The 13,261-nt window shown below is 55.3% G+C and carries 10 protein-coding genes; 3 read left to right on the forward strand and 7 right to left on the reverse strand.

What is annotated here, in order from left to right; all coding sequences use genetic code 11:
* From ASF69_RS13250 to ASF69_RS13265, 4 genes are all read right to left on the reverse strand, one after another.
* Entirely contained in the window at positions 1-744 is a 744-nt protein-coding gene (locus tag ASF69_RS13250; protein WP_062588182.1) for an ABC transporter ATP-binding protein, read from the reverse strand.
* Positions 732-1,694 (reverse strand): branched-chain amino acid ABC transporter permease, encoded by a 963-nt coding sequence (locus ASF69_RS13255; protein ID WP_062588184.1) that lies wholly within the window; start codon positions 1,692-1,694, stop codon positions 732-734. Before ASF69_RS13255 ends, ASF69_RS13250 begins: the two co-directional genes overlap by 13 nt.
* Positions 1,691-2,572 (reverse strand): branched-chain amino acid ABC transporter permease, encoded by an 882-nt coding sequence (locus ASF69_RS13260; RefSeq protein WP_062588186.1) that lies wholly within the window; start codon positions 2,570-2,572, stop codon positions 1,691-1,693. Before ASF69_RS13260 ends, ASF69_RS13255 begins: the two co-directional genes overlap by 4 nt.
* Before the next feature lie 63 nt (positions 2,573-2,635).
* Positions 2,636-3,943, reverse strand: coding sequence for an ABC transporter substrate-binding protein (locus ASF69_RS13265; protein ID WP_062588188.1), 1,308 nt, complete (start codon positions 3,941-3,943; stop codon positions 2,636-2,638).
* 387 nt (positions 3,944-4,330) lie between these two features.
* Here ASF69_RS13265 and ASF69_RS13270 point away from each other — a divergent pair, with 387 nt between their 5' ends.
* Both ASF69_RS13270 and ASF69_RS13275 read left to right on the forward strand, forming a co-directional pair.
* A complete protein-coding gene (locus ASF69_RS13270; RefSeq protein WP_244475470.1) occupies positions 4,331-5,728 on the forward strand; it encodes a hypothetical protein in 1,398 nt (465 codons plus the stop codon).
* A gap of 145 nt (positions 5,729-5,873) precedes the next feature.
* Positions 5,874-7,310 carry a family 16 glycosylhydrolase gene (locus tag ASF69_RS13275; protein ID WP_062588192.1) on the forward strand — a complete coding sequence of 479 codons (1,437 nt, stop codon included), beginning with the start codon at positions 5,874-5,876 and terminating at the stop codon, positions 7,308-7,310.
* A 39-nt stretch (positions 7,311-7,349) separates the two neighbouring features.
* On the opposite strand, the gene ASF69_RS13280 is transcribed toward ASF69_RS13275, so the two are convergent.
* From ASF69_RS13280 to ASF69_RS13290, 3 genes are all read right to left on the reverse strand, one after another.
* Positions 7,350-8,801 carry a sensor domain-containing diguanylate cyclase gene (locus ASF69_RS13280; protein ID WP_062588194.1) on the reverse strand — a complete coding sequence of 484 codons (1,452 nt, stop codon included), beginning with the start codon at positions 8,799-8,801 and terminating at the stop codon, positions 7,350-7,352.
* 148 nt (positions 8,802-8,949) lie between these two features.
* Entirely contained in the window at positions 8,950-9,771 is an 822-nt protein-coding gene (locus tag ASF69_RS13285) for a bifunctional allantoicase/(S)-ureidoglycine aminohydrolase (protein ID WP_062588196.1), read from the reverse strand.
* A 127-nt stretch (positions 9,772-9,898) separates the two neighbouring features.
* Positions 9,899-10,945 (reverse strand): class I SAM-dependent methyltransferase, encoded by a 1,047-nt coding sequence (locus ASF69_RS13290; RefSeq protein WP_062588198.1) that lies wholly within the window; start codon positions 10,943-10,945, stop codon positions 9,899-9,901.
* A gap of 313 nt (positions 10,946-11,258) precedes the next feature.
* On the opposite strand from ASF69_RS13290, the gene ASF69_RS13295 reads away from it, so the two are divergent.
* The gene (locus ASF69_RS13295) at positions 11,259-13,256 is read left to right on the forward strand and encodes an EAL domain-containing protein (protein WP_062588200.1); all 1,998 of its coding nucleotides are present in this window, start codon (positions 11,259-11,261) and stop codon (positions 13,254-13,256) included.
* Positions 13,257-13,261 lie beyond the last annotated feature (5 nt).

The following is a 13,261-nucleotide window of genomic DNA, read 5'->3' on the forward strand; positions in this document are numbered from 1 at the left end:
TCAGCTTCCTCCGAGATAGGCGGCCTGGACCTCCGCGTTGGCGCGAATATCCTCGGGCGCACCCGTCGCCAAAAGCCGCCCACCGTTCAGCACCGTGATGCGTTGCGCGAGCCGCATGACAACAGCCATATTGTGTTCGATCAGCAAGATCGTCGTATCCTTCGATATGGCTTCGACAAGATGGCAGAAGCGATCGATCTCGCCGTCCGAAAGCCCTTGGGTCGGCTCGTCGAGGATCATGAGTTTCGGCGCCAGTGCCAGACCCATCGCAACCTCAAGCAGCCTTTGGTGGCCATAGGCCAGCGTGCCCGCCTTGACATCCGCCCGGTCCGCCAGGCCAACCTTCTCCAGCGCCGACAGGGCATGGCGGGCGAGATCAACAGATTTCCATCCGAGCCAGCCCGCCCGTCGTTGCAATGTATTCTGGGCCGCAAGCGCGACGTTATCGAACACGCTGAGCCGCGGAAATATACTGGTGATCTGAAACGTATAGGCGATGCCCTTGCGCACACGCTGATAGGCGGCATCGGCGGTGATGTCCTCTCCCATGAAGCTGATGCTTCCGGCGGTCGGTTCTATCCGACCGGACAGAAGTGAGACGAATGTAGTCTTGCCCGCACCATTGGGGCCAATCAGCGCATGAATTTCCCCGGCCGATATCTCGAAGTCCACGCCATCGACCGCTCTGAGCCCGCCGAAATGGCGGCTCAAGCCCTTTGTGGACAGCAGCGTCACGGAAGCCATGGCAGCCACCTTTCGCGGATCGAGCCGAGAATACCTTTCGGAAAGAAAAGAACAAGCAAGACCAGGGCAACACCCGCGACCAGCATGTAGGCGGAGGTGAGTTCACTTGCGATATCGATGATGTAGAACATCGAGACGGTGCCGAGAATGGGCCCGAGCAACGTTCCCGCACCGCCCAGAAGGGTGAAGAGCAGCGCTTCGATCGAGTATTGGATCGAGCCGAAAGACGATCCGACATAGGCAAACAGCAGCGCATAGGTCGCGCCTGCCATGGCGCAAAGCGTGCCGGACATTGTCAACGCGATGAGTTTCAGCCGGAATGTGTTGTAACCCAGCATGATCGCACGTGGCTCGTTCTCGCGCACCGCAACCAGCACCCGGCCCGCCGGGCTCGAAACAACGAGATATGTCATCAACAGGGTCAGGGACATGAGCACAAATGCGATGTTGTAGCGCGTAATGGCATCCGTGAGATCGACGACATATCCGAAAAGCTCGAAGCCGCGCGCAGCCTGCGGCAACATCAGCCCCTCCTCACCACGTGTCCATTCCGAGAAATAGAGACTGCCGAGATAGGCCACCTGCGAGAACATCAGCGTCACGATCATGAAGGCGACACCGGTCGTTCGCAAGCAGATCAGTCCGATGACCAGCGACACGAAGAAGCCGACACCAATCCCGGCAGCAAAGGCGGCAGGAACGCTCCAGTCGAGATGATAGGCTGCCAGGCCGGCACCATAGAGGCCGCTCGAGAAAAACAGGGCGTGGCCGAGGCTTAAGAGCCCGGTGTAGCCGAACAGCAAATTGTATCCCATGGCAAAAATCGCAAGCACCATGATGCGCGTCATCGCGAGCTGGTGATAATCAGGAAGCACATATTGCAGGCTGAAGAACAGGGCGAGCACGAGGCAGTGCAAGGCGAAGATACGGGAGCGCGTTGCTGTTTTCATCGCTGCCTTGCTCCAAAAAGGCCTTCGGGTTTGAATACCAGAACGAGTGCGACGAGGAGCGTCGAGATCATCTTTGCAAGGGTCGGCGAGAAGAAAACGGAGATGATGCCGTCGCTCAAACCAATGACCAGAGCGGCCACCACAGTTCCGCGTATACTGCCCAGCCCGCCAATGATGACGACGATGAATGAGAGCAGCAGCGGATCGAGCCCCATGAGATAATGGGCCTGACGGATCGGCACGATAAGCACCGCTGCGATGGCTGCAAGCATGGCACCTGCGGCAAAGACAAAACCATAGACCCGATCGATTGGAATGCCGAAGCTCTGCGCCGTTTCCCGGTCATATTGGGTGGCGCGCATGATGAGGCCGATGCGTGTCCGGGTTAGAACATACCATACGGCAGTCAGCAGAACGCCCGCAGCGACAATGACGAAGAGATTATAGGCAGAGTAGCCGAACCAGGGCAGTTGTAGACGGTAATAGAAGGGTGCGGCAACCGGCCTTGCGTCCGGCCCATAGGTCAGAAGAACGGTTTGCTGGATGATGTAAAGCATGCCGATTGTGGCAACGATGGTCGACTCCGGATCATAGGAGAGCCTGCGCAGCACCAGCCGCTCTGCCGCAAAAGCAACAACACCGACGATGAGCGGGCTAACCAGCAATGCCAAAAAGAAACCGGCGGCGGGATGAAGGCCGATCATGGTGGTAATCCACCATGCCAGAACCGCACCCAGCATATAGAATTCGCCATGCGCGACGTTGACGACACGCATCACGCCGAAAACCAGGGACAGGCCGAGCGCGGTCAAGGTCAGGACCGCCGCCTGCAAGAGCCCTTCTAGCGTGGCAAGTAACAGGAACGGGCCAAATGCCACGCGTTTTCCCTTCAATATTCTCAGGCGCTGGGATCAGACCCCCGCGCCTCATGCGTCGTCACGTCAAAGCGACATCTTCGTATAATCCGCGGTGACCTCATATGCACCATCCTCAATGGATGTCTTGTGGACAACGCCCAGCTTTCCATCGGTGACCTTGGAAATATACTGGTGACCATAGCATTGGTGGTTCTTGCCGTTGAACCGCTTGTCGCCTTGCGGATGATCGCGGCCTTCCGCAAATGTTTCAAGGGATTCCATGGCCTCGATAAAGGCTGGTGTGTCCTGCGGGCCTCGATAACCGGCCTTTTCCATTGCCTGTTTGATGACGAACAGGCTCTCCCAAACGCCGAACATATGCGAATAGGTCGAGATATCCTTGGGATCGGCAGCACTGGCGCCGTTCTCATCAATTCCAACGGCGGCGCGATAGATCTTGTCCCACTGGCTCTGATCTTTCTGGGCGTAGCGCGGCATTCCTTCCCAGAAATATGTCCCGTCAAGGTAGGAAAGCTGTGGTGTCGCAAGATCAACGGCCTCGAGACTATCGATGAACCCGAAAATCTGCGGGCGCTGCGAGCCGTAGAACTGACCAAGCTCCGTAACAAAAGTCAGAACCGATGGTCCGACCATCACGTGATAGAGAACCTCCGTGTCGGAGGGAATGCGCGGCAGATAACGGGTAAAGGATGTTTCTGTCGGTGGAATGGCTATGAGTTCCAGAACCTCACCGCCCTGGGCTTTCAAGGCCGCAGAAAAGTAATCGCGGTGGTCATGCCCAAATGCGTAATCCGGGAATATCATCGTCGCCTTCTTGCCGAGATTTTGCGAAATCCAGGGCGCCATGGCGGTGACCTGGCTGCGTACATCGGTGATGCAGGGCTGGAAGCAATAGCGGTTCAGCTTTCCAGAGGCTACATGGAAGCCCTCGGAAACAACCACATAGGGCATTTTCAGCTCGCCCGCGCGTGGGGCAGACCCAATGACGACATGCGAAAAAAGCGTGCCGAAGATGGCATCCACCTTGTGCTGGGCAGCGAATTTCTCCACCACCTCTGCACCGCGCTTGGCATCGGTCCCATCGTCTTCCACGATGATTTCCAGCGGACGGCCATTGATGCCGCCTTCGTCATTGATGATTTTGGCGGCGGCCTTGGCGACGCGCTCGTACCAGCGTCCGTAAGAAGCACCGATGCCGGTCCTGTGCAGTTGCAGTCCAAGCTTGACGGGTTGCGATGTCTGGGCCTGAGAGTAGCGCACGAAGCCCGGCGCCACACTGCTTGCAATCCCCGCCCCCGCAGCTGCTCCCAATGTCAGAAGCGTCGATCGGCGCGTGAGCCCAGTCTTGCGTGTCATCGTCTCATCAGCCATCTCATCCCCCACTCATGGACATCATGCCCAAATATGCTGCACAGCACCCTTGACACCAACTGCGCCAGTCAGAATCCAGAGGGCGTTTTATGCCGTGCATTGATCTTTGCGTAAATACGTGAACAACAGAAAACGAAAAAATATTGGAGCCTGGTCTACAGGCCAAATCTTTGACCATGTGATTTAAAATTGAGATCGCGAACATCTCTCGAAATTACAATTATAGAATTTTCAATATAGAAAGATTTTTGATCTGCTTTCTTTGTTGAATTTTGGAGGGTACAGGCAAAAATGGGAGAGAAAACGTCGCAAACGCCACTAAATTTTCCCATAAAAGCGACATTTCAGCGACCTTGCTTCACGCGTCGCAATTTTGGATACTTGACGTTGCTTATCGCAACATCTGCAGGTAGCACGCAGGCCTTTGCCCACGGCGCAGAGCGTGGATTGATCATGCTCCTTCCAACACAGTTCTATCTCACCGGTGGAGGACTTGCGGTCCTCCTCTCCTTCCTGCTTTTGACGGTCGCTCCGACACGCTGGTTTGCCGAGCTGCCGCGAAAGACATTCTCGGTGGCGCAAGCCCTCAGTGTCCCAAAGGCGCCTCTCAGCCTTTTATCATTCGCCATTCTTGGGGTGAGCGTGGTGGCCGGATTTCTCTCGGTCGATGATCCCTTGAGCAACCCGTTGCCGCTTTTGATCTGGACGGTGGGCTGGGTCGGGTTGACGATGCTGCAGGCAATCCTCGGCAATCTCTGGCCATGGCTCAACCCGTGGACCGGTGTCCTTTCGGCACTCCGCAGGGTGTCGGGAACAGCGGTGGGCCGCGAGCCGATCATGGCGTTGCCATCGGCCATCGGCTACGTTCCCGCCATTCTCCAGTTCTCGGGTTTTGCATGGTTCGAGCTCGTCTCGATTGCGCCGGAGGACCCGACCCGGCTGGCAATGGCGGTTTCGAGCTACTGGGCGATAAACTTTGCAGCGATGATCGTTTTCGGTGAGCGCGCATGGATGCGCGTCGGCGAGCCGTTTTCCATCTTCTTTCGGATGATTGGCTTGTTCTCAGTCTTTAGCATCACGACTGATGGGCACCGCAAAAGCTACTCGATCGGTTGGCCCGGCGCCAGATGTCTCAGTGCCGAAACGCTTCCGCTGTCCGGCACGATTTTCATTCTGCTCACACTTGGCACCGCAACATTCGACGGATTTTCCGAGACATTCACCTGGCTCGGTTTCATCGATGTCAACCCGCTTGAATTCCCCGGACGAAGCGGCGTGATGATTGCCAATTCATTTGGCCTGCTCATCACTCCCATCGTGTTGATGCTGGTCTTCTACCTCAGCGTCGCTGCCGGCTTGTACCTTGCGGGCAAGGGTTGGAGTGAGCTCCAGCACCTTGCCGGTCGCCTCGTTTATTCCATCGTGCCTATTTCCATTGCGTTCCACTGCGCGCATTATCTCACGCAACTCCTGATCAACGGCCAGTATCTGATGGTCGTGATCTCAGATCCCTTTGCGCTTGGCTGGGACCTCTTCGGCACCGTCGACATGCATGTGACCGCGTCCTTCCTGCAGAATCTGGAAGGTGTTCGCATCATCTGGACTGCACAAACACTCATCATCGTGATGGGACATGTCGCTGGCATTGTCGTCGCACACGCGATCGCCGCGGACGTCTTTCGCAGCTCAAAAGCGGCCGCACGGTCACAGATTTTTCTTGCGGTCGCCATGGTCATCTATACGGTTTTCGGCCTGTGGTTACTGTCCACACCATCCGTTGGCTAATGTTTGACCACGGCTCTAACCCTTGATTTTTCACAGGTGCCGCGACCCCATTTATCTCATTTTCGACACAAACATCACGGGCTTCGCTGGTACAGTATTGGCACCAGCAAATGTCTTGGATGGCAGTGTCAACGGGGGAAATTCGATGGCCAGATCAATCTTGAATGCACTCGGCAAACCGCTTTATTACAGCGATACGTCCACCGGGTTTTTCTCCGCAACAGGCTCCGGACCAAACCTCTATGGAACCGCCAAAAACGACTCCATGTGGGGTGACAGCAGCGTCAATGTCACTATGCGCGGCGGCACCGGAGATGACATTTACTATCTATATTCGACCATCAATCGCGCCGTCGAGTCGGCTGGCGAAGGTGTCGATACCATCAACACATGGATGGGCTACACGCTTCCCGACAATTTTGAGAACCTCATCGTCACCGGTGACGGGCGAAACGCCTTCGGAAATTCCATCGACAACATCATCAGCGGCGGGTCCGGCAAGCAGACGATAGACGGCGGCGCGGGCAATGACGTGCTGACCGGCGCGGGCGGGGCAGACACGTTTGTCTTCGCCAAGGGTAACGGTACGGATCTCGTCACGGATTTCGGTTCAGACGACATCATTCGGCTCGATGGTTATGGCGTCACGTCGTTTGACAATCTGATATCTGCGTCCACCCAGAAGGGCGCTGATCTGTGGCTGAACTTCGACAATGGCGAAAGTGTCGTGCTGGCAAACACGACGGCGGACGACCTGAACGCTGATCAGTTTCGGCTATCGCTCGATCGGTCTCAACTCACCTCAACTTTTTCGGATGAGTTCAACTCCCTGTCGCTGCGCAACGGCCAGACCGGCGTATGGGAACCGAAGTTCTGGTGGGCCGGAAACGAGGGCGGTAGCCTTCATTCCAACTCCGAACAACAGTGGTACATAAACCCTGCCTATCAGCCCACCTCGTCAGTCAATCCGTTCTCCGTACAGAACGGCGTACTGACCATCAAGGCTGCCCCTACCCCGGATTCGATCTCGGACGCCGTCAATGGCTATGACTATACGTCCGGTATGCTGACCACGCATGCATCCTTTTCCCAGACCTATGGCTACTTCGAAATTCGCGCCGATATGCCCAGCGACCAGGGCACCTGGCCAGCCTTCTGGCTGCTGCCGACGGATGGAACATGGCCGCCGGAGCTCGATGTCATCGAGATGCGTGGTCAGAATCCAAACTCGCTGATCCTTTCGGCGCACTCGAACGCAACCGGCCAGCAAACCTCCAGCATCAACAACGTCAACGTCTCAAGCACTGAGGGATTCCACAAATACGGGCTTCTCTGGGAGGCAGACCATATTACCTGGTATTTCGACGACGTCGCGATAGCACAGATCGACACGCCAGCCGACATGCATGATCCCATGTATATGATCGTCAACCTTGCCGTAGGCGGCATAGCGGGGACGCCTGCAAATGGGCTGCCAAATGGATCCGAAATGAAAATCGATTACATTCATGCCTACTCGATCAACGACCCGGATGTCGCGGCACTAAGCCAGCAAGCTCCTGCGGATAACCTGCTGGTCTGACAATTGCGCAGGACTTTCCCCTGCGTCTAAGGTGCCCACCTAACCGGTGGGCATCGCTTTTAAAGAAGCTTCGGCATAGTGCGCCTTTTTCACCTCATACATGCTCATGTCCGCCCTGCGCACCATCGCCTCCAGTGTTTCTCCCGGCTCACTGGTTGCCACACCGATAGAAATCCCGAGTGGTGACGCGGAATAGAACTGGTTGTTGATCTTCAACAGTTCGTAGATGGTTTCCACCAGATTGGCGGCGACCTGTTTGTCAGCGCCTGGCATCAATATAGCAAATTCATCGCCGCCGATCCGCGCGGCGCTGTTGGGCGAGGCCACCACGCCGTTGAGAACCTCTCCAAGCCGCCGCAACAACTTGTCGCCCGCATCGTGGCCGAGTGTATCGTTGGCAACTTTCAGACCATTCAAATCGATGATGATCGCGGAGACGGGTCGCAGGCTCTTGCGCTCAAGCCGGTTCAACTCGTCGGTATAAAATGCTCTGTTATAAAGTTTGGTCAAAACATCATGCTTGCCCAGATATTCGAGATACGCCTCGGCCTTCTTGCGCGCCGTGATGTCCGTTAGCGCGACCTGCACGAGCGACCAGTCTTGCTCGTGGCCCGGAAAGACAGAGAATTGCAAAAGGACGTGACGTTCCGTCCCGTCGAGCGCGTAGTTGATGACCTCACGCTGATGGAAAAGATTTCCGTTCCAGAGATCGATCAGCTGTTCGCGAAATGGCTTGTCCATTTCATCACGGAACACATCACGCAGCCGACGCAGCAAGGTTTGCTCATCGGGAGCACAAAAGAGATCGAGGGTCGCCTTGTTGACCTCGATCACCCGGATTTCGCTCATGCATTGGTGCACGAATTCGGGATGAACATCCATGAAGACCCGGAAGTCGACGATGCCACCGTCCTTCAGGTCATCGATCATCCGTTTGATACGGCTGAAGTCCTCGACCCATAGCGACACCGGGGAATGTTTGAACATGCTCTCGGCATATCGGCGGTTGCTTCGCTCAAGCCTTCTCGCCTCTTCGCGTTCCGTGACATCTTCCGTGGTGATGAGGATACGCTCGAAGGTCTCCTCATGGCCGGGCAGGATGACGCCGCGCAACTGAATGTCGAGGCGCTTGCCACTTAGGGAATAGTTGACCGCATGACTGGAAAAGCGAGCCTTACCCTCCCACAGTGCTTCCAGTTCGGTGATATGGCCTTCCAGCATATCATCACGAAATATGCGATCCATATTCGAGAGCAGATGGTCAAAATCCCGGGCAGCGAAGAGTTCGAGGGTTTTTTCGTTTACGCTGAGAACTCGTATCTTCTGCGAACATTCCTGCACACGGGAAAGGTCTTCGCGCAGGTAACTTCGGATATCGGTAATGCCCTGTCCGCGCCAGATATCGAACTGTCGCTTCACGCCGGAAAAATCTTCGATCCACATTGCCACGGGCGCGAGGTTGAAAACATCTGCTTCGAAAGTTTCAGGCATAGTGTCGATCTCCGCTAAGCGGTCCTGGAAGATTGTTTGCGCGCGGTTATTCGCGCAAACCTATGGCCGACAACCTCACTCCCCGAATTAAAGATTTCGCTAACTTCCGCCCGGAGTGGACAGCAATATGGGGCGTCTAGAGGCCTGGTCACCACAATTTCACGTGACGATTTACATCCTTGTAAAGCAGATACCGGAAACGGCCGGGCCCACCTGCGTAACAAGCCTGCGGGCAGAAGGCGCGAAGCCACATGAAGTCACCCGCTTCAACTTCAACCCAATCATTGTTCAAACGATAGACCGCTTTGCCTTCCAACACAAAAAGCCCGTGCTCCATCACGTGGGTTTCCATGAAAGGGATTGTCGCGCCAGGCTCGAAGGTGACGATATTGAGATGCATGTCATAGCGTCCATCCGCCGGGTCTATGAAACGCGTCGTTGCCCATTTGCCGTCCGTGTCGGGCATGGCTGACAATTCATGCTCATCCTCATGCGTGAAGATCGCCGGGGGCAACTCAAGGCCGTCAACGACATCGAAAACCTTGCGCACCCAATGAAACTTGGCCGGCACCGTACCTTCGCCGCGTAGGCTCCAGGCATCGCCCGCAGGAATATAGGCAAATGAACCGGCCCGCAGCGCATGGCGCTTGCCCGCGTGTTCGATACTCATCTCACCGTCGACGACGAAAATGGCGGCTTGCGCACGCGCGTCCGGTTCCGGCCTGTCACTTCCTCCACCGGGCAGAACTTCCATGACATATTGGGCAAATGTCTCGGAAAAGCCGGTCATCGGGCGCGAAATGATCCAGGCTCGCGTTTCGCGCCAGTGTGGCAGAACACTGGTCACGATGTCGGACATGACCCGCTTTGGTATGACGGCATAGGCGGTCGTAAAGGTCGCCTTGCTGGATAGAAGCTCAGTTTGGCCAGGAAGGCCGCCAAAGTCAGAATAATAACGCTTGTTTTCCATGTCCGCGCTCCAAAGCCATGCTATCTCCCAAGTTTCCTTAGAGTGTTTCGAGCGTCATGGGAATCGCGATTTAACCGGTCGCCGTCACGCCGCCATCAGAGGCGGCGCGACGTCTGCGTAAAGGACGTCACGCCTTTTTGCGAATGACGCCATAGACGATGTTGCGGTTCTCGCCGAAGAAGACCTCGGCCTCAAACGCTTCCGGATCGATGCTGGCATTGATGATGCGCCACATGTCTTCCTCAGTGCGCAGCAACAGAGCCCAGTTCATGAAGGATTCCATGTAGCCGTCAACGCCGATATCCTGCGAGAAATTGGCAAAGAGGAAAGTACCGCCGGGCTTGAGCATGTCCAGGCAACGCTGGGTCAGCTTGATCGAGACCTTGTCGACCAGATAGTCATACAGACCTGCAGCATAGACAAAATCGAACGTGCCAAGCTGCTGGCGACCAGACAGAATGCCACGCACCGAGCCATCGACGGCCTCGATGCAGGTGCCAGCAAAGTCGCGTGTGATGGCGCCGACGCTCAGAGGGTCCTGATCAAGAGCAACCCAACGCCTGATCTTGCCCTCGGCCAGCGCAACAGAACGATTTGCCTCGCGCAGATGCCCGGCTGCGATGGTCAGAATTTCCGCGTCGTTCCCGACGGAAGCTGCGATCTGATCGACATATTTCGTCAATATGTCGCGGCGCTCCCGCACGGCCACCGAGGATGAAGCATCTTTCGTGTATTCATACAGTGCCATACCAAGTGGCGATGCGGCAGCGATACGATGCTGAACACTCTCGTGACCATAGATGAAATCTAGCAATTGCGCATCGCCCGAGTATCCGCGAGGCTTCTCGAAAGACCACAGCGTGAAGGGGTCCTGCAGGAAGTAGTCCGAGACCTCATGGTCCTGAATGATAGGAATGATCTCCCGCCACACTCCTGAGTGGTATTTCTCTCTGAGAAAATGGAGCTGGCCAGCAACGTTGTGGATGATATCCTGCGGCGCCCTGCCGTTTACGAATTGCTGATGTGACAAATTGAGAACCAGCGAGACGTCCGCCTGCGCAAGCAAAAATTTCTCTTCAAAATTGCTCGCTCTTGTGTCGAATATTTCGTCCGAGATAGTCTCTGGGGTAATGAGACTTTCACCATCAAAGTTTGCAGTAGCAAGTTGGGACATATATGGCTCCTGATTAACACTATGTTAACTTTGTGTTAATTCATCTGCGACGAGTGCAGGAGTCAATCTACGAAAAGCCGTGAAAACATGCTTTTTTCGAAAACCTTTTATTAAGGTAAATCTAAAGTCAGTTGTAGTTTTTTGGCGATTTAAAGAAACTTAATAGGAATGCTTATATTGTTACCATGATTGCAACCTGAACTTGAGTCTGACCGATGAGAGAACCGGGAGTAAAACAGCAGAATTTAGCAATAACTTCTGCAAGTCTCGATCCGATAAACTTGCAACATTATTGCAACCTATGGAAAAGTGCATGACGCACACTTTAGCAGACACGGCAGGACTTGACTTGCATCAGGAAGCGTCGCCGCAGCGGTCCAAGGACGCTTTGCGGACTCTTTTCCTTGAAGAGGCTGACGTCCAGCGACGCAAAGCCATAAGGCAAGGCTTATGGCTGGCGGTCCCCATCTACCTGATGTTTTCGCTGATGGATATTTTGCTGGTGCCAGATGTTGCACCACACACGATGTTCGCGCGGTTTGTCGTCAGTATCTGCGCCCTTCTGACACTGGAAATGCAAATCCGGGCCGGTGCCAAAACGAACCAGTTGGACATTGCCTGTGCCACGGCATTGATATGCAGTTATGTCGGTTGGCTCATGCCGGCAATGATGACATCCTATGCCACCAACATGTCCTATTACATGGTGTTCGGCGCGATGTTCATGATGGGCGCCAACCTGTTTTTTACCTTCAATTTCAGCCTGTCCATATTTACGTCCAGCCTGGTCTTGCTGACTTATTTCGTGGCGCTCAGCTATTTCCATCAGGACATCTATTATCAGATCGCCTTCGGCACCTTCTATTTCTCGTGCTTTGTCTTCACCAGCTATGTGAACTTTAGACTGAACCGTGAACGCTATCACGTGTTCCTCAACGCGATCGAGGCTAAGGTGCAACAACGCCAGGCGGAAGAGCGCGGCGTGGCCTTGCTGCGACTGTCCAACACCGATCCTTTGACCGGCCTTGAAAATCGCAGGGCAATCGACGGCCGCCTGCGGCATTTGTGGGACGAATGGACCGAGAAGGAGCGGAACTTTGCAGTCTTCCTCATCGATGTCGATTTCTTCAAAAAGTATAACGACTTCTATGGCCATCAGGAAGGCGACCGCTGCCTGATGCAGGTGGCGCAAACGCTTCAGGACAGTATGAGCCGCTTCGACGCGGTCATCGGTCGCTACGGTGGCGAGGAGTTCATAGCCCTGGCGCGGTTCACCACCGCCCGAGACATTGAAGAAATCGCCGAAACGATGCGCCAGACAGTCCAGGACCTTTCACTGACACATGAAAGACGAAGAGATGGGACGTCTGTCATAACCGTCAGCGTCGGCGTCTCCTATACGCGTCCGCACCCGGATGCGAAGCTGGAACGCCTCATCAATGAAGCGGACCGCGCGCTTTATCTTGCCAAGGCGAATGGCCGGAACACCGTCAAGCTATTCGACCCGAACGACCCGAATAACAGCGACGACACCGAGAATGTCGCGGCGCTGCTGAATATAGCAATCGCCCAGAACCTCGTATCTCTGGTTTATCAGCCGATAAAGACACTTTCGACCGACAGGGCGACAGGGCTCGAGGCACTCATGCGGTTGCGGCTTCTGGACGGCACACTTGTTCCTCCCAGCATCTTCATTCCCATCGCCGAACGGACCGGGGTGATCACCGATCTTGGCCTGTGGGCTATCCGCACGGTGTGCCAGCAGGTTCTAAGCTGCGAAGAAACCTCCGTCGTCAGCGTCAACGTGTCCCCTATTCAGCTGAAATGCCCCGGCTTCGCCACATCGGTCGCCGCCATTCTCGGCGAAATGGGAGTGGCTGGAGGGCGGCTGGCCCTTGAGATCACCGAGGGCCTTGAGGTCGACATGAACTCCGATGTTCTTCGCTGCATCAGCGATCTAAAAACACTGGGCGTAAAAATCTGGCTCGACGATTTCGGCACCGGTTTTGCCGGGCTGTCCTGGCTGCGGCTGGTTGAGTTCGATACCGTCAAGATCGACAAGTCGTTCCTGCATGATGCCTGCACACCTTGCGGCAAGGCGATGTTGAGCGATATTGTCGACCTGATCCGCAACCGTGGCCACAAGATCCTCGTTGAAGGTGTCGAAACCGCGGAGCAGATGGAATTGCTCAAGGAACTTCGCATCGATCAAGTTCAGGGCTATTACGTAGGTCGTCCTGCCGCCATCGAAAAGCTGAAACGCAACAGGGTGCCCTATCTGCCGCGCACGGGTCTCATCCGCCCGATCTAATCCGG

The organism is Rhizobium sp. Leaf311, from assembly GCF_001423445.1.
GTDB lineage: Bacteria > Pseudomonadota > Alphaproteobacteria > Rhizobiales > Rhizobiaceae > Agrobacterium.

What these genes read in the sequence shown, in the direction of transcription:
- ASF69_RS13275 (WP_062588192.1), top strand. Translation starts at nt 5,874, where the DNA reads ATGGCCAGATCAATCTTGAATGCACTCGGCAAACCGCTTTATTACAGC.
- ASF69_RS13295 (WP_062588200.1), top strand. Translation starts at nt 11,259, where the DNA reads ATGACGCACACTTTAGCAGACACGGCAGGACTTGACTTGCATCAGGAA.
- ASF69_RS13255 (WP_062588184.1), bottom strand. Translation starts at nt 1,694, where the DNA reads ATGAAAACAGCAACGCGCTCCCGTATCTTCGCCTTGCACTGCCTCGTG.
- ASF69_RS13250 (WP_062588182.1), bottom strand. Translation starts at nt 744, where the DNA reads ATGGCTTCCGTGACGCTGCTGTCCACAAAGGGCTTGAGCCGCCATTTC.
- ASF69_RS13285 (WP_062588196.1), bottom strand. Translation starts at nt 9,771, where the DNA reads ATGGAAAACAAGCGTTATTATTCTGACTTTGGCGGCCTTCCTGGCCAA.
- ASF69_RS13290 (WP_062588198.1), bottom strand. Translation starts at nt 10,945, where the DNA reads ATGTCCCAACTTGCTACTGCAAACTTTGATGGTGAAAGTCTCATTACC.
- ASF69_RS13265 (WP_062588188.1), bottom strand. Translation starts at nt 3,943, where the DNA reads ATGGCTGATGAGACGATGACACGCAAGACTGGGCTCACGCGCCGATCG.
- ASF69_RS13280 (WP_062588194.1), bottom strand. Translation starts at nt 8,801, where the DNA reads ATGCCTGAAACTTTCGAAGCAGATGTTTTCAACCTCGCGCCCGTGGCA.